This is a genomic window from Arthrobacter sp. NA-172, from assembly GCF_043952055.1.
In the GTDB taxonomy this organism is placed as follows: Bacteria; Actinomycetota; Actinomycetes; order Actinomycetales; family Micrococcaceae; genus Arthrobacter.
The window spans coordinates 285,653-306,769 of sequence record NZ_JBINOT010000001.1 but is presented as its reverse complement, the minus strand read 5'-3'; the positions used below and the strand labels follow the sequence as shown (position 1 = coordinate 306,769).

Genomic DNA, 21,117 nt, shown 5'->3' with positions numbered 1-21,117 from the left:
TCGGCTCAGGATGGGCGGGCGTCCAGTCAGTCATGCATAAACTATGTGCGGCAGCCAGTTTATGCTTTCGGCGCTTGCACATCTAATGCAGGCCGGTTGGGCTTGCTGCGATGGAAGCTTGTCCAGACAACCAGGAGGACTCTTGTCTACAAGGCCGCGGGAGAGCCGTGAAGCCAAACGGCGCATTAGGCAAATGGATGCCAAGCGTGAGCTTCGGCATGCACAGGGTAAGCGGCGCCGCCGGGACAATGTGGTCGCCGTCAGCGTGGGGGGCGCCGCACTGATTGCCGCCGTCGTGCTTCAACTCACGGTGTTTAACTCGAATCCGAGCGAGTCGGACTACGCCGCGGCGCAGGCCGGGCTGAGTTCACCGTCGGCCTCCCCTTCCGCCACGTCGTCGGCCCCGGCCACAAACAGTGCGAACATCCCCAAAGCGGACACCGCCGCCGGCAAGACCTTCACCGGACAGCTGAGCCTCAACGGCGGGGCTGTCGGCGTCGAGCTGGATGGAACCAAGGCTCCGCAGGCCACAGCTGTCTTCAAGTCCCTCACCGACGCGAGTTATTACAGCGGGCTCAAATGCCCTCGGCTGACCACCGCTGACAACTTTTCGGTGCTGCAGTGCGGCGCCAAAGGTACTGACACCACCGACGACCCGAACTTCCACTGGGGACCACTGGAGAACACGCCGGCCGACAACAAATACCCGGCCGGAACCATCGCCGTTGCCCGGACCGGCAACAACGCCTACGGCAACGGGCACCAGTTCTTCATTGTGTACAAGGACACTGTCATCCCGCCGGACGCAGCTGGCGGCTACACGATCGTCGGCAAGGTGACGAGCGGCCTGGACGTGGTGACGAAGATTGCCCAGGCCGGCATAAATCCCGGCAGTAGTGCCACTGACGGCGCCCCTGTGGCACCTGTCACGATAGACTCGTTCTCTCTGAAGTAATCTGCCCCGGACAGTAGTCCGCGGCGCATTACCTCAGTAATCCCTCCAAGCGAAAGACTTTTAGCGGTGACAGACAGTCAGAAATCCGACGAAACTGCAGTAGTGGCCAACGAAGAAGAGATTCAGGCATCGGCTGAGGCCGGGACCGGCGTCGAGCCCACTGCCCCGGCAGACGATGCGGCTGAGTCCGCCCCCAAGCCTGCTTCTCCGGCCCCGCGGCCAGCCCCCTCGCCCGCACCTTCTCCAGCGGCTTTCGCTGCCCGGCCCAAGGCCGCTGCAAGCGTAATTCCGGCCGCACCGGCGGCCCAGCCAACGGCCGTTTCGCTCGCTGAAGCGGCGAAGTGGGGCCGTGCCGAGGGCGACGGCCACGTCTTCCTGACGATCGACGACGAAGAGCAGCCCGTGGGTCAGTACCCGGGAGTCAGTACTGACGAGGCCCTGGCATACTTCGCCCGGAAGTACGAGGACGTAGTCGCCCAGATCGTCCTGATGGAACACCGTGTGGAGTCCAAGGCCCCCGCCACCGACATGCAAAAGACCGTGGAGCACCTCCGCGAGCAGTTGGCTGAGCGCAACATGGTGGGCGATATCCGCACCGCGGAAGCCCGCTTGGACGCACTTGCCGGACAGATTTCCGAACTGGAGAAGTCCGAGAAGGCCGCGCACGACGCCGCACGTGCCACCGAGCTCGCCGCTCGTGAGGCGATTGTTGCCGAAGCCGAATCCATAGCGTCCCAGGACTCCGTCCCAGGTCCAGTGGAAAACATCCAGCGCGCGGATGAACGACTTGTTCGAAAGCTGGAAGACGGCCCAGAAGAACGGCATCCGCCTTGGACGCAGCAACGAAGACGCGCTCTGGAAGCGGTTCCGCTCAGCCCGTACGGTCTTTGACCGCCACCGTCGTGCGTACTTCTCGCAGTTGGACAGCACCAACTCGGCTGCAAAGGTCGCCAAGGAGCAGTTGATCACCGAGGCCGAAGCCCTCTCCAGCTCCACGGACTGGGGCTTCGCGGCTGGCGAATACCGCCGCCTCATGGACCAGTGGAAAGCTACGCCTCGCGCCAGCCGCAAGGACGACGACGCCCTCTGGCTGCGTTTCCGCGCCGCCCAGGACGTCTTCTTCAGCCACCGCCAGGCTGCCAACGATGAGATCGACCAGCAATACACAGCCAACCTTGCGGTCAAGGAAGATCTCATCACCGAGGCTCAGGCAATTCTGCCCATCACGGACCTCAATGGTGCCAAGAAGGCCTTGCAGTCCATCCGCGACCGTTGGGAAGAAGCCGGCAAGGTCCCCCGCGCCGACATGGGCAGGATTGAAGCAGGCCTGCGCAAGGTTGAGGACGCCGTCCACGAAGCCGAAGAGGACAAATGGCGCCGCAGCAACCCGGAGACCAAGGCGCGTACCAACAGTGCTTTGTCACAGCTGGAATCTGCAATTGCCGGGCTGAAGGCCGATCTTGAAAAGGCCGAGAAAGCCGGAGATCAGCGCCGCATCAAGAACGCCCGCGAAGCCCTTGAGGCCCGCGAGGCCTGGCTCGACCAGATCCAACGCTCGGCCAGCGATCTCGCATAGGACAAGCTGAACTGACAGGCCCTGTCCGGTTATCCACATAGCCGGGACAGGGCCTGTTTTTGTCGGAGGAGCCACGTAATGATTACTCAATGGCCTCCGCATTAGCTCCCCCTGCACAACAGGACTTCCCTGCCCAGGAACTGTATGTGCCCAGCCAACTGTTCACTTGGGCTGAGCTTCAATCAATGGCGGCCGACGGCGTATTGCGGCCGCTCTACGGGGAGAGCTTCACCCCTCCGGACCCTGGTTGTCACGCCCCGGCTCCGCGCTTGCGCAACTGCCCTCGCGGTTCCCGACCATATCCGCCGGAAAATCATTGCCGGGCGGATGACGGCAGCCTGGATCTATGGTTGCGCGGACGCCCCGGAAAGGCTTTCACTCCTCGTGGATGCCAAACACCGCATATCGAGCCTGCGCTCGGCCCGCGACTGCATCTTGCACGAAGTCCGCTTGGGCCAATTGGACGTCGTCAGCATCGGCGGCCTGCTCGTAACGAGTCCGCTCAGGACAGCCGTGGATGTGGCCTTGCATGTCGAGGAGGACAGGGCCCTGCCGGCCCTGAGACAGCTGCTGTCCCGAGACGAGCTGGGCGTGCGGCTGAGGCTTGTGACCTTGGCGGTGGAAGCATCACCGAGGGTCCCCCACAAGAAGGCCGCCCTGCACAAACTCGCTGTGTTGGCGCAATCGTTACGGGAACATCCACCTGAGGCGGCCGCTTGAGTTCCTTCGTCTCAGCTCCGCCGGTGGTTGCCCGTGGTCCTGTAGACGTCGAAGACGCCATCGATTCTGCGCACGGCACTGAGTACGTGGTGCAGGTATTTCGGATCTCCCATTTCGAAAGCGAAGCGGGAAATAGCAACACGGTCGCTCGAAGTGTGGACGGAAGCGGCCAGGATGTTGACGTGGTTCTCGGACAATACCCGGGTCACATCCGAGAGCAGAGACTTCCGATCCAGCGCTTCCACTTGGATTTCTACAAGGAAGACGCTGGATTGCGTCGGAGCCCATTCAACCTCGACGATGCGGTCCGGCTGGTCACGGAGATCCGAGACATTGGTGCAGTCGGTGCGGTGCACCGACACACCCGAGCCCCTGGTCACGAATCCAAGGATCGGATCAGGCGGTACCGGTGTACAACAACGGGCCAACTTCACCCAGACATCCCCGACACCGCGCACAATGACGCCGGAGTCCGAGTACCGGGTCTTCTGGAGTTGCGAGGGGATGCTGACCTCGTCCAGGTCCTCGTCAGGCGTTTCATGGCCACCAAGGTGCTCCATGAGCTTTTCCATGACGGATTGGGACGAAGTGTGCCCGTCACCCACCCCGGCGTAGAGGCCCGAGATGTCGACGTAGTGGAATTCCTCTGCCACGGTGGAGAGGGCGTCATGCGTCATGAGGCGCTGCAGGGGCAGGTTCTGCTTGCGCATGGCCCGGGTCAGTTGGTCCTTGCCGCGCTCGATGGCCTCTTCGCGGCGCTCCTTGCTGAACCATTGCCGGATCTTGTTACGCGCCCGGGCGCTCTTGACGAAGTGCTGCCAGTCCTGCTTGGCCCTGCGCCCTCGGCCTTGGAGGTGAAGATCTCCACCCAGTCGCCGTGATTGAGTTCGCTGTTGAGCGGCACGAGTTTGCCGTTGACCCGCGCGCCGATGGTGCGGTGGCCCACCTCGGTGTGGACCGCATAGGCGAAGTCCACCGGGGTCGATCCTGCGGGGAGGGCCATGACCTCGCCCTTGGGCGTGAACACGAACACTTCACGCGCGTTGATCTCAAAGCGCAGTGAGTCCAGGAACTCGCCCGGATCCGATGTTTCCTGCTGCCAGTCGACCAGTGAACGCAACCAGCCCATGTCGCCGTCTTTGGGGCTTCCAGGGCCAACGGCGGTGCGGTTGGGCTGGTCCTTGTACTTCCAGTGCGCGGCGACACCGTACTCGGCACGGCGATGCATCTCGTGCGTACGGATCTGGATCTCCACCGGCTTGCCGCCGGGGCCGATGACCGTGGTGTGCAAGGACTGGTACATGTTGAACTTCGGCATCGCAATGTAGTCCTTGAACCGTCCCGGAAGGGGGTTCCAGCGGGAATGAAAGGTGCCAAGAGCCGCGTAACAATCACGGACGGAGTCCACCAGGACACGCACGCCCATGAGGTCATTGATGTCGTCGAAGTCCTTGTCCCGGACAATCATCTTTTGGTAGATCGAGTAGTAGTGCTTGGGACGGCCCGAGATGGTGGCCTTGATCTTCGCTACCCGGAGGTCTTCGGCAATCTGGTTGCGAATAACGCTGAGGCTCTTCTCGCGCTCCGGAGTGCGATCCCCCACCATCCGGACGATCTCTTCATACACTTTCGGGTACAGGGCCGCGAAGGAGAGATCCTCGAGTTCCCACTTGATGGTGTTCATACCGAGGCGGTGGGCCAGCGGCGCGAAGATCTCGAGCGTTTCGCGCGCTTTCCGGGCGGATGATTCGGCGGAAACAAATCGCCAGGTGCGGGCATTATGAAGGCGGTCCGCAAGCTTGATCATCAGGACGCGGATGTCTTTGGCCATGGCCACAACCATTTTGCGGACTGTCTCGGACTGCGCAGCCTCGCCGAACTGAACCTTGTCCAGCTTGGTGACACCGTCTACGAGCATCGCGACCTCAGGCCCGAAATCACGGGTGAGGTCAGCGAGGGTGTAGGGGGTGTCTTCGACAGTGTCGTGAAGGAGTGCGGCGGCGAGGGTGGTCCCGGTCAGCCCGAGTTCCGCGAGGATCGTCGCCACCGCCACGGGGTGGGTGATGTACGGATCGCCGCTCTTGCGCTTCTGACCTTGATGGCTGCGCTCGGCAACGCTGAAAGCCCGCTGGATCAGATCAAGGTCTTCTTTGGGGTTGTTTGCCCGGACTGTCCTCAAAAGCGGTTCAAGAATGGGCGAATAGGTGCTGGCGCCCCGTCCTGTCAGTTTTGCAAGCCTGGAGCGCGTCCGCTCGCGCCTTCCGGGGAACGTCGGGCGCACACCGGGGCTGTCCACGGGAACACCACCCGAGGTGCTGCCTGTAGCTGCGGTTGTGGTGCCCGACACGCGGCTCAGGCCGTCCTCTCCGCCCGTCGGCGGCGCCGACGTCGTACGTTCCTCCACAAAAGCACCTCTCACGACTGACTTTAATTCTCTCAGTCTATTCCCGCGGGCGACCCGTCCGAGAACCGCTACCCACATGACGGAGCAGAAAACCAAAAGAGCCGGTCACCGCCCTGAAGCGGTGACCGGCTCCTCAAGAGAAAACCAGCCTAGACGGTGGCAGTTTCCGGATCCGAACTGGCGGCTGCAGCGCGCCGATTCGCCACCTTCTTGGCCTGCTTCTGCAGTTCCGGCTCACCTTGGCGCAGCCAAGCGTAGAGCGGAGCCGCGATGAAGATCGTGGCCGCGGTACCGATCAGGATGCCCACGAACAGTGCCAGGGACAGGTCGCGCAGCGTTCCCGCACCCAGCAGTCCTGCACCGATGAAGAGGATCGCGGCGACCGGCAGCACCGCTACCATCATGGTGTTGATGGAGCGGACCAGGGTCTGATTGACGGCAAGATTGACCTCTTCGGCGAAAGTGCGCCGACTTGAGGTGGTGATGTCAGCGGTGTTTTCACGGATCTTGTCGAAAACCACCACGGTGTCGTAGAGCGAATAGCTGAGAACCGTCAGGAAGCCGATGATGGCAGACGGCGTGACTTCGAAATCGCTCAACGAGTAAACGCCGGCCGTCGTGAACATGGTGACCAACATGCCGGCGAGGGCAGAAACCGACATCTTCCAGGGTCCGGAAGTACAGAGCCATCAAAGAGCGGCCAAGCCCACGAACACTGCGAGGCCGATCAGGGCCTGCTTGGTCACGTCCTCGCCCAGGTCGGGGCCGATGAACGTCGAGGGCAGCCTGGTTCTCGGTGACGCCGTAGGCCTTCGCGAGATCTGCTTTGATCTTGATGGTCTGGTCATCGCTCAGTTTGTCCGTCTGGATCCTCATCGTGTTTCCGGCGACGTTCGCTACGCGCGGGACAGCACCGGAAACGACGTCGTGGACCGCCTTTTCACCAACGGAAGAATCAGTGGTCTTGACGTTGGAGACCGTGAACTCGGAACCGCCCCGGAAATCAATCCCGAGGTTGTAGCCGCCCTTGACCACCGGCAGGAGGATGGAGATTGCCACCGCTACTGCGGCAATGATGAACCAGATCTTCTTGCTGGCGACGAAGTTGTAGGAGCGCTTGCCGGTGTAGAGCTCGTTGCCGAACTTTGCGAAGCTCGTGGACATTACTTCTCCTCCTTGGTGCCGTTGGAAGAACCAGTCAGCTGCGCTTGCCTTTCGGCAAGCCGGCGTTCAGCAATAGTCATGCGACGTTCGGCTTCCGCTGCAGCACCAGTGTTGCGGGCGCGTACGACGGCGGGCTTTTCCGTTGGTGTGCGGAGCCTGCCGGCGCCGCGGTACAACGGCACTGCGCCCAGGCGCTCGGGATCCAACCCGGAGAACCGGTGGCCTTCACCGAAGAACTTGGTCCGGGCCAACAGCTGAAGCGTCGGATGGGTGAACATGAACACCACCAGGAGGTCCGCAAGTGCGGTGAGGCCAAGAGTGAAGGCAAACCCACGGACGTTTCCAACCGCAACGAAGTACAGAACCAAGGCAGCGAGAAGGTTGACGGCCTTGGACGCAAGGACCGTCCGCTTGGCGCGCTTCCAGCCGTTCTCGACGGCGGACGCCAGGCCTTTGCCCTCACGCAACTCGTCACGGATTCGCTCGAAGTACACGATGAAGGAGTCTGCTGTCTGCCCGATGGCCACGATGAGACCGGCCACACCGGCCAGGACAAGCGGTAGTTTTCGGTCCAGCCCAAAATCGCGATGGCAAGGTAGGTGAGTCCACCAGCCACCACGAGCGAAAGGATGGTGACGAAGCCCAAGGCACGGTACTGGAAGAGCGAATAGACAACCACGAGCAGGAGGCCAATCACACCTGCCAGGAGGCCCAGTTGAAGTTGCTCACCGCCAAGGGTTGCGGAAATCTGTTCTTCCGACTGAATGTCGAAGCTGATGGGCAGGGCGCCGTATCGAAGCTGGTCAGACAGGGCCTGTGCGGATGCCTGGGTGAAGTTGCCCGTGATCTGCGGCTTGCCATCGGTGATGACCGCCAGGGATCGGGGCGCGGAGATCACCTGGTCGTCAAGGACGATGGCGAACTGTGCCTTGGGATCGTTGCCCCCCTGCGCCTGGGATGCGACGTAGAACTGGTTGAGCCTCTGCGTCACGTCCTTGAAGGTCTTGGTGGCGTTGGCATCGAACGTGATGGTCACGCCCCAGGCATTCGTCACGGAGCCTTGGGCACCCTGGACGGGATCGAAGGAGGACGAGACGATGTCCTGACCCTTCACTTCTACCGGCCCGAGGATGTACTTGACGGCGGGCGTGGTGGCCGTGGCCGGCTCGCATGTCACCAGCGGTTTGGCGGGATCCGAACGAGGCTGCTTGTCCTGGGAAGGATTGACACAGTCCAAGGCCTCGAAGGCCTTGTAGACATCTGCCGTGACCCAGTTGCTGTCGCTGGCGTTGGCTGGCGCGGCGGTGGGCTTGGGCAGGCTGGCATCCGGGGTCCGCGAGGCCACGGGAACGGCTGCGGGGTCTCCGGTGGTAATAACCGGTCGGAAGTTCATGTCCGCCGACGCCTGAATCAAGGCGCGGGTTGTCGAGCTTGGCGTACCGGGAAGGCTGACCACCACGTTACGGCCGGACTGGGTGGTGATTTCCGCCTCCGCAACGCCGGAGCTGTCCACGCGTTGGCGAATAATCGCCACGGCTTGGTTCAGCTGCTCCTCATTGATGCCAGAGGATCCTTCGACCTTGGGCGCGAGGATCATCTGCGTGCCGCCCTCGAGGTCAAGCGCGAGCTTCGGTGCCCAGCTTGCTTGATGGGAGAGGACGCCGCCACCAAGGACTGCAGTCAATACTACGAATATTGCGACAAGCCAGATCAGCACCCTGCGGGCTGCATTTTTGTGGCCGGTACGTGCCATGTTCGATCTTCCTGTTGATGACGGAACGGCCGCCGACGTGCACTTGTGAGCGCAGGCCGGCGGCGATTCATTGCCGTAGAGCTATCCCCGCTGGTGTTGCGGGTACGGGCTAGCTGTCCTTCTTGCCCTCGCCATTGAGGCGCTTGAGGGTTTCCTCCGGGGTCTCCGGCGAAACCGTCGCATCGGCGTCGGCAACGGTCAGCGAAGACGCGTCGTCCGGAACGTCAACAGCAGCTTCCTCGGCGGGCTCGACGATCTTGGTGACAGCCTGGCGGTGCACGGTAGCGAGGTTGCCGGGAGACAGCTCCAGGAACAACCTTGTTCTCCTCGTCGTCCATCGAGACGATTCGGCCGTACAACCCGAAGCTGGTCATAACGTCAACGCCAGGAGCGAACTGGGACTGGAGCTTTGCCTGCTGTTGCTGCGTCTTCTTGTTGCGTCGGAACATCATGAAGATGAAGACGGCAAGCATGGCAAACAGCAGGATTGTCATTGGATCCACAGGGAAGTTCCGTTCTTTGCATACGTTTTTGGTTTCACGGCTAGGTCTGCCCGGTGGATCCGACGGCGATGGAGCGAACCCCCACCTGGCCGCACAATGCTCCGACGGGCGGGCACAGAACCAAGGACTCGAACGTGCCGAGTGTCATACCAGTCTAAGGCTTAAGCTGAATAGATCGTGCTAAAGGCCGGTTTCAATGGTTTCAGTTTCGATTTCGCCGTCCTCGAACAGCGCCAAAGGGTCCTGCCCGAACACTCCTGCGGGCACGGCATAACCGAGATGCGTCCACGCAGAGGCCATGGCAATCCGCCCCCGCGGCGTCCTCCCCAGAAGCCCTTCACGCACGAGGTACGGCTCGGCTACGGTCTCCACCGTCTCGGGTTCTTCCCCGACGGCGATCGCGAGTGTGGAAAGCCCCACCGGCCCACCATTGAACTTGGTGATGAGGGCTTCCAGTACCGAGCGGTCCAGACGGTCCAGTCCGCGCTGGTCCACCTCGTACATGTCCAAAGCGGCAGAGGCCGCACGGGAGTCGATCTGCTCGATCCCGTGGACCAATGCCCAGTCCCGGACCCGGCGCAGCAGCCGGTTGGCAATACGCGGTGTTCCACGGGAACGGCCGGCGATCTCGCTGAACCCGGCCGAGTTGACCTTGAGGTCAAGAAGTCCCGCCGAGCGACGCAAAACCAGCTCCAGCTCTTCTACCGAATAGAACTCCAGATGGCCGGTAAAGCCGAACCGGTCACGCAACGGTCCTGGCAGGAGCCCCGCACGAGTAGTGGCGCCCACCAAGGTGAAAGGCGGCAGCTCCAGGGGAATCGCGGTTGCCCCGGCCCCCTTGCCCACCACGATGTCCACGCGGAAATCTTCCATTGCCATGTAGAGCATTTCCTCGGCGGGCCGGGACATCCGGTGGATTTCGTCGAGGAAGAGTACTTCGCCTTCCGAGAGGGACGAGAGGATGGCCGCCAGGTCGCCTGCATGCTGGATGGCCGGACCGCTGCTGATGCGCAAGGGAGCGTTCATCTCCGCGGCAATGATCATGGAGAGGGTGGTTTTTCCCAAGCCCGGAGGCCCGGAGAGCAGGACGTGGTCTGCGCTGCGGCCGCGCATTCGCGACGCTTCGAGCACCAAAGAGAGTTGTTTGCGGACGCGGTGCTGGCCAACGAAGTCGTGGAGGTTTTTCGGACGCAGGGCGGCCTCGATGATCCGTTCCTCGGGTTCCTCTCCACCCGTCACCAGGGACTGCTCAGCCACGGCTGCCTACCCGGTTTCCAGCGCGGGCCCCGTCTTGACCGAGCCAGCGCAGGGTGGCGCGCAGGATCTGGGCGACATTACCGGCATCTGCAAGTTCGGGGAATCCGCCATTGCCTTGTCGATGCTGCCGGTGGCGTCCTTCTCGGACCAGCCAAGGCTTGTCATAGCCGCAACTACTTGCGGCTTCCAGACAGTTTCGGCTGCGACGGCGGGGGCAGCCCCCGGCGCGGTGCCATGCGGTACGAGTTTGCCGGCAAGCTTCAGTGACGATCCTGCCGCCCACCTTGGGCCCAATGCCAGGAACCTTGGTGAACGCCTTTGCATCACCGGAATGGGCGGCTATGCGGATCGCTTCGGGCTCGTGGACGGCCAACACTGCAAGGGCCAGCCGTGGCCCCACCCCGCTCACGCTGAGCAGGATATCGAAAACTTCGCGTTCGTCGTCGTCCGCGAAACCAAAGAGCGTGAGGGAGTCTTCCCGGACAATCAACGAGGTGAACAGTTTTGCTTCCTGGCCGACGTGCAGGTGGCTGAGTGTCTGGGGCGTGGCGTAGACGCTCATTCCGGCACCGTTAAGATCGATGACGGCCGTGGACAGGCTGACGTGTGCCACGGTTCCGCGGAGAAAACTGATCAAGACCCGGCTCCTGAAGTACTGCCCACGCAAACTTTGACGCAGGCTATCCGAACATATCTACGAATACCCTAGCAAGGGGCACCCACAATTACCGGGCGCGGCGCGCTTTCGCTTCGGCTTCGGCCCAAGCCCGCTGCGCAGGGGTCAATGAGCTGCTCCCAGGTCCACTGGTGGCAACGGCGGCGCCACTGCCCGCCCGCCACGCATGCGTGACCGCGAGGGCCAGCGCATCTGCGGCGTCGGCAGGGCGGGGCGGGGAGTCCAGACGCAGGATTTTGGTGATGAGTTTGGTCACGGCTTCCTTGTTGGAGGTGCCACTGCCTGTGACGGCAGCTTTAACCTCCGACGGCGTATGGAGGGCCACCGGGATGCCGCGTCGTGCGGCAGCTGCGATGACAACGCCGGACGCCTGGGCCACGCCCATGACCGTACTGACGTTCAATTGCGAAAAGACCCGTTCTACCGCGAGAACGTCGGGCTTATAGAGATCAAGCCATTCATCGATGGCGTCGGCAATGACCAGCAACCGCTGGTCCAGTGACTGTTCCGGCGAGGTTCCCACGACGCAAACGGCCACCATGGTGGCGCGCCGGTTCCGTTCGACGTCGACCACGCCGATACCGCAACGGGTGAGGCCCGGATCGACTCCCAATACGCGAAGAGTCAAGTCCGGGCCTCCCTGTTGCTGTTTGGCTATGCAAAGTCTGTTGAAGAAGAAAGGGCTACTCGGCTTCGAGCGCGGCCTGGACTTCCTCGCTCATGTCCGCATTGGTGTAAACGTTCTGGACGTCGTCAAGCTCCTCAAGGGCGTCCACAAGCTTCATGAACTTCTTTGCGCCGTCGAGGTCCAGCGGCACCTGCATGGACGGGATGAACTCCGCTTCGTCCGTCTCGTATTCGATGCCGGCTTCCTTGAGGGCGTCGCGGATTGCCTGCAGATCGGTGGGCTCCGAGTGGATTTCCCAGTTTTCGCCGCTGTCTTTGACTTCTTCTGCGCCGGCGTCAAGCACGGCCATCAGGATGTCGTCCTCGCCGAGCCCGTTCTTGGGCAGGTTGACGACGCCCTTGCGGGTGAAGAGGTAGCTCACGGAACCGGGGTCGGCAATGGTGCCGCCGTTGCGCGAGATCGCGAGCCGGACTTCCGAGGCCGCCCGGTTTTTGTTGTCCGTGAGGCACTCGATCAAAAGGGCAGAACCCTGCGGGCCGCGGGCTTCGTACATGATTTCCGTGTAGTCAACCACTTCACCGGTCAGGCCGGCGCCGCGCTTGATGGCGCGGTCGATGTTGTCAGCGGGAACAGACGTCTTCTTGGCTTTAGTGACGGCCAGTTCAAGGCTGGGGTTGCCGGCGAGGTCCGGTCCACCCATCCGGGCGGCGACTTCGATGTTCTTGATCAGTTTGGCGAACGACTTGGCACGGCGGCTATCGAGGATGGCCTTCTTGTGCTTGGTCGTCGCCCATTTGGAGTGGCCTGACATGCTTAAACTTCCCCTCTGATCATTCGAATAAACAATTCATGCACGCGCTTCTCGCCAGTCACTTCCGGGTGGAAGGAGGTGGCCAGCAACCGGCCCGAGCGCACTGCAACAATTCTAGCCAACCCGTGCAATGTGTCCGTGTGGGCGGCCTTGCCCGGCTCCACCTGCGCAAGGATTTCGACGCCGGGACCGACGCGTTCCACCCATGGTCCGCGGATGAACACCGCGTGGACGGGATCAACGCCGGACTCGCCCGAGCTGAAGTCAAGGCCCTTGAAGTCAAGGTCGGTTTCAAAGGACTCACGCTGCCGCCCGAAGGCGTTACGACGAACCGTGATGTCGAGTCCACCGAAGGTCTGCTGCGGATTCCCGGCGAGGTCGGTCGCAGGGTCCGCGATGTGGTCTGCCAGCAGGATCATGCCTGCACAGGAACCATAAACCGGCAGCCCGGACGCGATCTGTTTGCGGATGGGATCGGCAAGTTCAAAGATGCGTGCCAGCTTGTCGATGGTGGTGGACTCGCCGCCTGGGATGATGAGGCCGTCAATATCGTCGAGCTCTGCGGGGCGCCGGATGCCGACGCCGGTGGCACCGGCCGCTTCGACGGCGCGGATGTGCTCCCGGAAGTCGCCTTGTAGTGCGAGGACGCCGATGCGCAGGCCGGAACCCACGCTCGATGAGGCCTCGGAAAGGGGATTGGTCATTCGACCATCATAATGCGCTGGCGATGTCCGGCCTGCCTCAGCGATTCGACTGGGGGCGCGCGGCACGTGGTCCATGCACCAACTGGGATATATTACAGAGCATGTTTTCGTTCAGCGTTCCGCTCGGCAAGCTGGTCCGTGCTGCATCCCGGCTTCGTGGCGGAGGTTCGGCGCTGCCTGGCCTCGTGGTCGAGAAGATCGACCCTGGCTTCATGCAGCGAACGCTGTCCTCGCTCCCCCATGGCGTGGCTGTGGTGAGCGGAACCAACGGCAAGACCACCACCACCAAAATGGTGGTGGAACTGCTGGAAAGCCAAGGCTTGAAGGTGTTCACCAACCGAACGGGCAGTAACTTCACGCGCGGCGTGGCAGCGGCCCTCTTGGGCGAGGTGGACTGGCGCGGCCGGCTGGATGCCGACGTCGCGGTCTTGGAACTCGACGAGGCGCACGCCGTCCACTTCGTGAATAAAGTGCCGCCCCGCTACTGCCTCCTCCTCAACGTCCTTCGCGACCAGCTTGACCGTTTCGGCGAAATCGACACAACGGCGCTGCTCCTTCAACGCATCGCCGAAAGAACCACCGGCACCGTGGTGCTGAACCGTGAGGATCCCCGGGTCGCCCGTATCGCGGCAGCCGTCAGCGGCCCGGAGGTGCTCTACTTCGGATTGGACGAATCGCTCCGGAGCACCTTCCCGAACGACGACGACATGCGGACCGCGGCTCCGGGAACCGCCACCCAAGGTCAGGATTCCGCCGTCGAAACAGCCGACGTCGTACTCCGCCGGGTCGGCGCCGAGGATGCCGATTTCGAGTTCGACGGCGAACGCGTCACCACGCACATGAAGCTGCGTGGCGTCTACAACATCTTCAACGCGGCTGCCGCGTTGGTGCTGGCGCGGACCATCACCGGTGCAAGCGGGAAGCCCGGCGACGCCGTCAGGCTGGTCAAGGCGCTCTCCGAGGTGGCCCCGGCGTTTGGCCGCGGCGAGAGCCTGACCGTGGACGGCCAGCCGCTTGAGTTGGTGCTGGTGAAGAATCCCAGCGGTTTCCGGCTGGGCCTGAAGTCCTTCCCGGCAAAGGGTTACGCCTCCATGATCGCCATCAACGACAACTACGCCGACGGCCGCGACATGTCCTGGCTGTGGGACGTCGAATTCGAATCCCTGAGGGAGGACGGCGTCGAAGTCCTCACAGGCGTCCGCGCCTACGACATGGCCCTTCGCCTACAGTACGACGAGGTCCGCGTCGGATCGGTGGATACAGACATCCCCGCGGCCCTGGCTGAATTCATCCGTGGCTCGGCTGGCAAGCCGAAACGTGTGTTTTGCACGTACACCGCGATGCTGGCAATCCGGCGCGAACTCTCCAAAATCACCACAGTAGAGGTGGTCTCATGACCCCGGCCGAAGCCACCGCCCTTCACGCCAGCAAGGGCACCATCCGGGTCCTCCAGCTGTATCCCCGTGACATGAACATCTACGGGGACTGGGGCAACGCACTTGTCCTTCGGCAGCGCCTGCTCTGGCACGGCTACACGCCTGAGCTCCTTGAATACAACGTGGGCGACGACTTCCCCGAAGATGTCGACCTCATTGTGGGCGGCGGCGGCCAGGACAGCGGCCAGATAGTCATCCAGGACGATCTCCAGGGCACGCGCCGACCAGCTCCGCGGCATGGCCGAGGACGGAACGCCCATGTTGGTTATTTGCGGGCTCTACCAACTCTTCGGCAAGTTCTTCAAGACAAAGGCCGGCCCGGTCATCCCCGGGATCGGCGTCCTGGACGTGGAGACAGTCGGCACCGATGAGCGGCTCATCGGCAACGTCACGCTCACCTCCCCCGAGTTCGGCGAAGTTCTGGGCTACGAAAACCACAGCGGACAGACCACCCTGGGCGCCGGCGTCGAACCCCTCGGCACAGTCTCCAAGGGTGCCGGCAACAACAGCAAAGACAGCCACGAGGGTGCCCGGCACCGGAATGTGGTTGCCAGTTACCTCCATGGTTCGTTGCTTCCCAAGAATCCTGCCATTGCTGACTTCCTGATCCGCACCGCCGTCGAACGCAAGTACGGCACCTTTGTTCCGGGAATGCCCGACGACGGCTTCGCCCGCCTCGCGCGCGAACACGCGGCGAGGCGTCCGCGCTAACGCGAGGAAAAGCGTTGTGGGCAGGGGCCGTGCATGAAAGGGTTGCTTGATGACGAACCCTCTCTTCGAGCCGAGTACCCTTCCCTTCGGTTTGCCGCCCTTCGCGACGATCCAGGACAACCACTACGCCGAAGCCGTGGACGCGGGCCTCACTGAGCATCTGGCCGAGATCCAATCCATCGTGGATAACCCGGAGCCTGCTACCGTCGAAAACACGGCGGTTGCGATGGAACGCTCGGGCCGACTGCTGGAGCGGGCAGCGGCCTCCTTCTTCACTCTGGTTGCCGCCGATGCCTCGGAGACCATCCGCGAACTCGAAACCGAGTTGTCTCCCCGTTTCGCGAGCCATCAGGACGCGGTCTACCTCGACCGCGGACTGTATGAGCGATTCGCGGCCATAGACACTTCAGGACTTGATGACGAATCCATCCGTTTGGTGCAGGAGTATCTCCTGGAATTCCGCCAGTCGGGGATCCAGCTTGACCCTGCTGACCAGGAAAAGCTCAAGAGCCTCAATGCGGAGCTGTCCAGTTTGGGAACCGAGTACGGGCAACGCGTCAAGGAGGCCATGAAAGACGCCGCCCTCCTGGTTGATGATGCCACGGAACTCGCGGGCCTCCCCGCGGACGACATCGCCAGCGCCGCCGAGGCAGCACGCACTGCCGGACACGAGGGAAAGTACCTCCTGACCCTCATACAGCCGAGCAACCAGCCCGCATTGGCTTCGTTGCAGAACCGCGAACTCCGCCGCCGCCTGTATGAAGCGTCCATAGCGAGGGGCAGCGACGGGGGCAGACTTGACGTCCTGGAACTGGCGAAGGCGATGGCGCGATTGAGGGCCGAGAAGGCGACACTTCTCGGGTTCGGCAACTACGCCGAAGTCGTCATGGACCGCCAGACCGCCCCCGATTTCGCCGCTGTGGAGGCGATGCTCAACCGGCTCGCGCCTGCCGCCATCCGCAACGCCGAGGCTGAAGCGGGCGCCTTGGCGGAGAGCGCGGGGCACCCGTTGGAAGCCTGGGACTGGGCGTACTACTCCTCGAAGGTCCGACGGGAGCGGTACGAGGTGGACGAACAGCTTCTACGGCCCTATTTCGAATTGGACCGGGTACTCGTGGACGGCGTGTTCTTCGCAGCCACGGGCCTCTTCGGCATTACCTTCCACGAGAGGAATGACCTTGAGGGGTACCACCCCGACGTCCGCGTCTGGGAAGTGAGAAACGAGGACGGCTCAGAGCTTGGCCTTTTCCTGGGCGACTACTACGCCCGGGACTCGAAGCGCGGCGGCGCGTGGATGAACTCGCTCGTCGAGCAATCGACACTTCTCGGTGATAGGTCCGTGGTGATCAATACCCTGAACATCTCGAAGCCGCCGGCCGGCGAGCCTACGCTTCTGACGCTGGACGAGGTCCGGACCACTTTCCACGAGTTCGGCCATGCCTTGCACGGTCTCTTCTCCAACGTCACGTATCCACGGTTCTCTGGAACCTCGGTCCCCCGGGACTTTGTGGAGTATCCGTCACAGGTCAACGAGATGTGGATCCTGTGGCCCGATATTATCGGCAACTACGCGCGCCACTACGCCACCGGTGAACCGCTCCCCCAGGACATCATTGACCGCCTCAACGCGTCCAAGCTCTGGGGCGAAGGTTTCGCCACCACTGAATACCTCGGTGCCGCTCTTTTGGACCTGGCCTGGCACGTGCTGGACGTAGAGGGCGTTCCACAGGACGCCCAGGACTTCGAAGCCAAGGCACTGGCTGCGGCCGGTGTGGCGCACTCCCTCATACCGCCCCGGTACCGCACCGGCTACTTCCAGCACATCTTCGCCGGGGATTACTACGCAGCCGGGTACTACTCCTACATCTGGAGTGAAGTGCTCGACGCCGAAACGGTGGATTGGTTCACGGAAAACGGCGGACTGCTGCGCCGGAACGGAGAACGATTCCGCTCGGAGCTGCTCTCCCGGGGCAACAGCCGGGATCCACTGGAGTCCTTCCGTGCGTTCCGGGGCCGCGACGCTGAACTCGAACCGCTACTCAAGCGCCGCGGGCTGGAGTAGGCACGCAGGACGGCGGGCGGCCACCGTCGCGGGAAGGTGACCGGCCGCCGTCGGGCACTAAGCACAAAGGGAGGCAGGCACAGATCCGGCCGAGTGCGTAAAAGGGCCCCGACCCAAGTCGCCGCAAAGCCGAGGCAGCGGAACATCTGTGACGATGGAGTCATTGTCCGAAGCGAACGGTTGTTTGCGGCGGCCTCGGTCAGATCTGTGCTAGCCTGAACTCACTACATCCCCCACGCCTCTCCATGGAAGCGCACTTGGGGGATTTTTTTATGTACTTCAGAAGGAGTGTTGATGCCCCAACAACCGAGGCCGCGCGGCACTCTTCATTACAGCAAGCCGCCGATGGGCCACGCGGACCTTGTGGCACAGCTCTCGACCCGAGGACTCGACATTCCGGATGCAAACAGGGCGACCAGGTACCTGAGGAACATCGGATATTACCGCCTTTCGCCCTACGCGATTCCGTTCCAGCAGGGAACCCCTGACCATGCCTTTCGTCCGGGCGCTCAGTTCGATGATTTACTCGATCTCTACGCCTTCGACCGAACGCTGCGCCTGCTCGTCATGGACGCCTTGGAGCGCGTGGAAGTTGCTGTTCGGGCTTCACTCACCGACTACATGTCGACATCGACACAGGACGCACACTGGTACACCGATGGCTCGTTGACCCAGAATCAGGGCAAGCACCAGCGCCTGTTGCAGATCGTTCGCAAGACTTGTGACGATCAACTGCGTGGTGCCCCTGACAATGGGGCGGATGCGCTCGTCCAGGAACGTCGGGCTCGGCGTCTATCCGATGATCCCGACCTCACGAGGCATCTCCTGCTGGCCAGGGTAAACGCGCTGCCCGATCGTTCGAGGATGCGGCTATATCCAGTCCTGGCTCTCCCTACAGTCGGTGCTGGATACGATCTCACCGCGGAGTAGTTGGGCCAGACGATTGCACGCTTTACTCAACGCGCGCCCGAAGATGAATCTTATTGGAATGGGTGTGCCGAAAGACTGGGCTGAAGACGAGTTCTGGAAGAAGCATCTCCCCTGACGTCTGGGCCTTTGCTTCCTGACGAGCAGCTGGCTATGGAGCAGCAGCTTAACAGCGCCTCGAGCTCAGCTCCATTAAATACAAGGCCCCGCTGGGTATGAACTGGTCCCTGAAAGTTGGACTGGATAAGTAAGAGCCTAGGCTTCGAGGGCCTGAGCACGGTATTGCACCGGGCTCAGGCCCTTTAGCTTTGTCGAGATTCTTTCGGTGTTGTACCAGCGAATGTACTCGTCTAGCGCTGTTTCCAATGCGTCGGTGCTGATGAACCGGACTCGGTGGAAAAGCTCTTCCTTGAGGTGGCCGAAGAAGTTCTCCATCACGGCGTTGTCGTAGCAGTTGCCCTTGCGTGACATGGACTGGGTTGCGTCGGCGCCCTGTAGGAGATTCCGCCATGAGACGTGCTGGTACTGGAAACCCTGGTCCGAATGAACGAGTGGTTTTTGCCCGCGCTCGAGGGTTGCCAGCGCCTTGCGGAGTGATGTGTTGGTGAGGTCCAGGTTCGGGGAAGGGCCTGCCGCGTAAGAGATGATCTGCCGGTTGAAGAGGTCCATGACCGGTGAAAGATAGACCTTCCGGTCACCGACGCGGAACTCTGTCACATCCGTGACCCACTTCTCGTTCGGGGCTGTTGCGTCGAACTCGCGGTTCAGCACGTTCGGGGCAATCGTGCCATGCCCGCCCTGATAGGAGTTGTAGCGCTTCTTTCCCCTGACCTTGCAGACCAGCTTCAGGGAACGCATCAGCTTCAGCACGGTCTTCTTCGCGACCGTCCGCCCTTGCCTGGTCAGCTCGGTGTGGATGCGGCGGTGCCCGTACCGGCCATGGTTCTTCTCGAAGATCTCCGTCACCGCGGCTTTCAGTGCTTCCTGCGGGTCAGGGGCCTGGAGGCGGGCCTGATGATAGAAGAACGTCGACCGGGCAAGGCCGGCCACCTGCAACAAGACAGGCAGGGGAAAGTCGGCCTTGAGGGCGGTGATGGCATGGACTCTCACCGTCGTTCCTGCGCCCTCAAGGCCCGCAATTTTCCCAGGTAAGCCACTTCCGCCCGCAACCGTTCGTTCTCCCGGCGCAACCGCTCCAGTTCGGGCAGTTCCGCGGAGGGCCGGGCATCCGGTGCTTTGGGCCTGCCTGCGGGCTTCGGGCGCAATGCGTCAGCGCCCTCGCGGCGATACGCCCGTGCCCAGGTTTTCAGCAACACCGGAGAGGACAAGCCCACCTCCGCCGCGAGGTCCGGGGCGGTCTCGCCCGCGACGAACCGTTCGACCAATGCGAGCTTGAATTCGAACGAGTACGCCTGTCTCGTCGGCTTGGCCACCAGCGCTCCTCGACCATGGATCTTCCACCGCCGATAGAGAAGCTTGACCGGTCCGCGAGACACGCCCAGAAACCTCGCCGCCGCACTATCCGCGATGCCTTTCTCAAACCACGCTACAGCGGCCTCGCGCTGATCCTCCGATAACGAACTACGTGCATGCATGAAACTGCTCCCCGGGAGTCGGAACTGAATTTCTCAGTCCAACTTCCGGGGAGCAGTTCAGTATTCAGCGGGGCCTTGTATTGCTGGTAGCTGCTCGGACTACCAGCCGCGCTCTGCGAGGCGGTGGGGTTCGGGGATTTCTTCGACGTTGATGCCGACCATGGCTTCGCCGAGGCCGCGGGAGACCTTGGCGATGACGTCGGGGTCATCGAAGAACGTGGTGGCCTTCACGACGGCGGCGGCACGCTGGGCCGGGTTGCCGGACTTGAAGATACCGGAACCAACGAACACGCCGTCCGCGCCGAGCTGCATCATCATGGCAGCGTCGGCGGGGGTGGCGATGCCGCCGGCGGTGAACAGGACCACGGGGAGCTTGCCGGTGGCAGCGATTTCCTTGACGAGTTCGTACGGGGCCTGCAGTTCCTTGGCGGCAACGTAGAGCTCGTCCTCGGGAAGGGTCGACAGGCGCAGGATCTCGGCGCGGATCTGGCGCATGTGGGTGGTTGCGTTGGAGACGTCGCCGGTGCCGGCCTCGCCCTTGGAGCGGATCATTGCCGCGCCCTCGTTGATGCGGCGCAGCGCCTCGCCGAGGTTGGTGGCACCGCAGACGAAGGGAACGGTGAAGTTCCACTTGTCGATGTGGTGGGTGTAGTCGGCCGGGGTCAGGACCTCGGACTCGTCGATGTAGTCGACACCAAGGGACTGCAGGACCTGGGCTTCGACGAAGTGGCCGATGCGGGCCTTGGCCATGACGGGGATGGACACGGCGGCGATGATCGCATCGATCATGTCCGGGTCCGACATGCGGGACACGCCACCCTGGGCGCGGATGTCGGCGGGAACACGCTCGAGCGCCATGACGGCCACGGCGCCGGCATCTTCGGCGATGCGGGCCTGCTCGACGTTGACGACGTCCATGATTACGCCGCCCTTGAGCATCTCTGCCATGCCGCGCTTGACGCGGTTGCTGCCCGTAACGCTGGCTGCGGACGAACCGGCTTCGTTGCTTACATCAGGTGTAGACACAAAAACCCCTATGGGTAGATAGAAGACCTTGGCCGGGGCGCAGGCGGACAGGGCCACACACAGCGCGCACCGGATTTCCAGGTCACATTGACCAAGTAACTTCAATACTAGTCCCCAGCACTGTGCCCGTCGTACTTGATTACCAGCCTCGGCCACGCAGTTCCGCCGGCACCGGCGGGCGCCGCGCACCGCCTGACACAAGTCCCGCG

The 21,117-nt window shown here is 62.5% G+C and carries 12 protein-coding genes and 7 pseudogenes; 7 read left to right on the top strand and 12 right to left on the bottom strand.

Annotated features, from left to right (window positions below; translation table 11 throughout):
- The first annotated feature begins 193 nt into the window (after positions 1 to 193).
- The 3 genes and pseudogenes from ACF0H6_RS01595 (at position 194) to ACF0H6_RS01585 (ending at position 3,251) form a co-directional block, all read left to right on the top strand.
- On the top strand, positions 194 to 955 hold the full coding sequence (locus ACF0H6_RS01595) for a peptidylprolyl isomerase (protein ID WP_395249848.1): 762 nt from the start codon (positions 194 to 196) through the stop codon (positions 953 to 955).
- 66 nt (positions 956 to 1,021) lie between these two features.
- Positions 1,022 to 2,531: pseudogene (locus ACF0H6_RS01590) on the top strand (DUF349 domain-containing protein).
- 327 nt (positions 2,532 to 2,858) lie between these two features.
- Positions 2,859 to 3,251, top strand: a complete 393-nt coding sequence (locus tag ACF0H6_RS01585; RefSeq protein ID WP_395248195.1) for a hypothetical protein — start codon at positions 2,859 to 2,861, stop codon at positions 3,249 to 3,251.
- Between the two features lie 11 nt (positions 3,252 to 3,262).
- Here the strand turns inward: ACF0H6_RS01585 and ACF0H6_RS01580 are convergent.
- The 9 genes and pseudogenes from ACF0H6_RS01580 to pdxT form a co-directional block, all read right to left on the bottom strand.
- Positions 3,263 to 5,655 (bottom strand): annotated as a pseudogene (locus tag ACF0H6_RS01580) (RelA/SpoT family protein).
- A 149-nt stretch (positions 5,656 to 5,804) separates the two neighbouring features.
- Positions 5,805 to 6,819, bottom strand: a pseudogene (secF, locus tag ACF0H6_RS01575) (protein translocase subunit SecF).
- A pseudogene (gene secD, locus ACF0H6_RS01570) lies at positions 6,819 to 8,572 on the bottom strand (protein translocase subunit SecD). The pseudogenes secF and secD overlap by 1 nt, the downstream one beginning before the upstream one ends.
- A 109-nt stretch (positions 8,573 to 8,681) precedes the next feature.
- Positions 8,682 to 9,066 (bottom strand): annotated as a pseudogene (gene yajC, locus ACF0H6_RS01565) (preprotein translocase subunit YajC).
- A 189-nt stretch (positions 9,067 to 9,255) separates the two neighbouring features.
- Complete coding sequence (gene ruvB / locus ACF0H6_RS01560) at positions 9,256 to 10,332, bottom strand: Holliday junction branch migration DNA helicase RuvB (protein ID WP_395248194.1); 1,077 nt, start codon at positions 10,330 to 10,332, stop codon at positions 9,256 to 9,258.
- Positions 10,325 to 10,969, bottom strand: a pseudogene (gene ruvA / locus ACF0H6_RS01555) (Holliday junction branch migration protein RuvA). The gene ruvB and the pseudogene ruvA overlap by 8 nt, the downstream one beginning before the upstream one ends.
- 88 nt (positions 10,970 to 11,057) lie before the next feature.
- A complete protein-coding gene (gene ruvC, locus ACF0H6_RS01550; protein WP_395248193.1) occupies positions 11,058 to 11,636 on the bottom strand; it encodes a crossover junction endodeoxyribonuclease RuvC in 579 nt (192 codons plus the stop codon).
- 55 nt (positions 11,637 to 11,691) lie between these two features.
- Complete coding sequence (locus ACF0H6_RS01545; protein ID WP_395248192.1) at positions 11,692 to 12,447, bottom strand: YebC/PmpR family DNA-binding transcriptional regulator; 756 nt, start codon at positions 12,445 to 12,447, stop codon at positions 11,692 to 11,694.
- Between the two features lie 2 nt (positions 12,448 to 12,449).
- Positions 12,450 to 13,151 (bottom strand): pyridoxal 5'-phosphate synthase glutaminase subunit PdxT, encoded by a 702-nt coding sequence (gene pdxT / locus ACF0H6_RS01540; RefSeq protein ID WP_395248191.1) that lies wholly within the window; start codon positions 13,149 to 13,151, stop codon positions 12,450 to 12,452.
- A 101-nt stretch (positions 13,152 to 13,252) separates the two neighbouring features.
- Between pdxT and ACF0H6_RS01535 the strand changes: the two genes are divergently transcribed.
- The 4 genes and pseudogenes from ACF0H6_RS01535 to ACF0H6_RS01520 all read left to right on the top strand — a co-directional run bounded on the left by ACF0H6_RS01535 (position 13,253) and on the right by ACF0H6_RS01520 (position 18,290).
- Positions 13,253 to 14,548, top strand: coding sequence for a MurT ligase domain-containing protein (locus tag ACF0H6_RS01535; RefSeq protein WP_395248190.1), 1,296 nt, complete (start codon positions 13,253 to 13,255; stop codon positions 14,546 to 14,548).
- Positions 14,545 to 15,298, top strand: a pseudogene (locus ACF0H6_RS01530) (type 1 glutamine amidotransferase). Before ACF0H6_RS01535 ends, ACF0H6_RS01530 begins: the two are co-directional and overlap by 4 nt.
- A gap of 49 nt (positions 15,299 to 15,347) precedes the next feature.
- Complete coding sequence (locus ACF0H6_RS01525) at positions 15,348 to 17,360, top strand: M3 family metallopeptidase (protein WP_395248189.1); 2,013 nt, start codon at positions 15,348 to 15,350, stop codon at positions 17,358 to 17,360.
- 294 nt (positions 17,361 to 17,654) lie between these two features.
- On the top strand, positions 17,655 to 18,290 hold the full coding sequence (locus tag ACF0H6_RS01520) for an Abi family protein (RefSeq protein WP_395248188.1): 636 nt from the start codon (positions 17,655 to 17,657) through the stop codon (positions 18,288 to 18,290).
- Positions 18,291 to 18,542: 252 nt separating this feature from the next.
- On the opposite strand, the gene ACF0H6_RS01515 is transcribed toward ACF0H6_RS01520, so the two are convergent.
- The 3 genes from ACF0H6_RS01515 to pdxS form a co-directional block, all read right to left on the bottom strand.
- Positions 18,543 to 19,397, bottom strand: coding sequence for an IS3 family transposase (locus ACF0H6_RS01515; protein ID WP_395248187.1), 855 nt, complete (start codon positions 19,395 to 19,397; stop codon positions 18,543 to 18,545).
- Positions 19,394 to 19,882, bottom strand: a complete 489-nt coding sequence (locus ACF0H6_RS01510; RefSeq protein ID WP_395248186.1) for a helix-turn-helix domain-containing protein — start codon at positions 19,880 to 19,882, stop codon at positions 19,394 to 19,396. The genes ACF0H6_RS01515 and ACF0H6_RS01510 overlap by 4 nt, the downstream gene beginning before the upstream one ends.
- Positions 19,883 to 19,981: 99 nt before the next feature.
- Positions 19,982 to 20,908, bottom strand: coding sequence for a pyridoxal 5'-phosphate synthase lyase subunit PdxS (gene pdxS, locus ACF0H6_RS01505; protein ID WP_272909577.1), 927 nt, complete (start codon positions 20,906 to 20,908; stop codon positions 19,982 to 19,984).
- Positions 20,909 to 21,117: the final 209 nt, after the last annotated feature.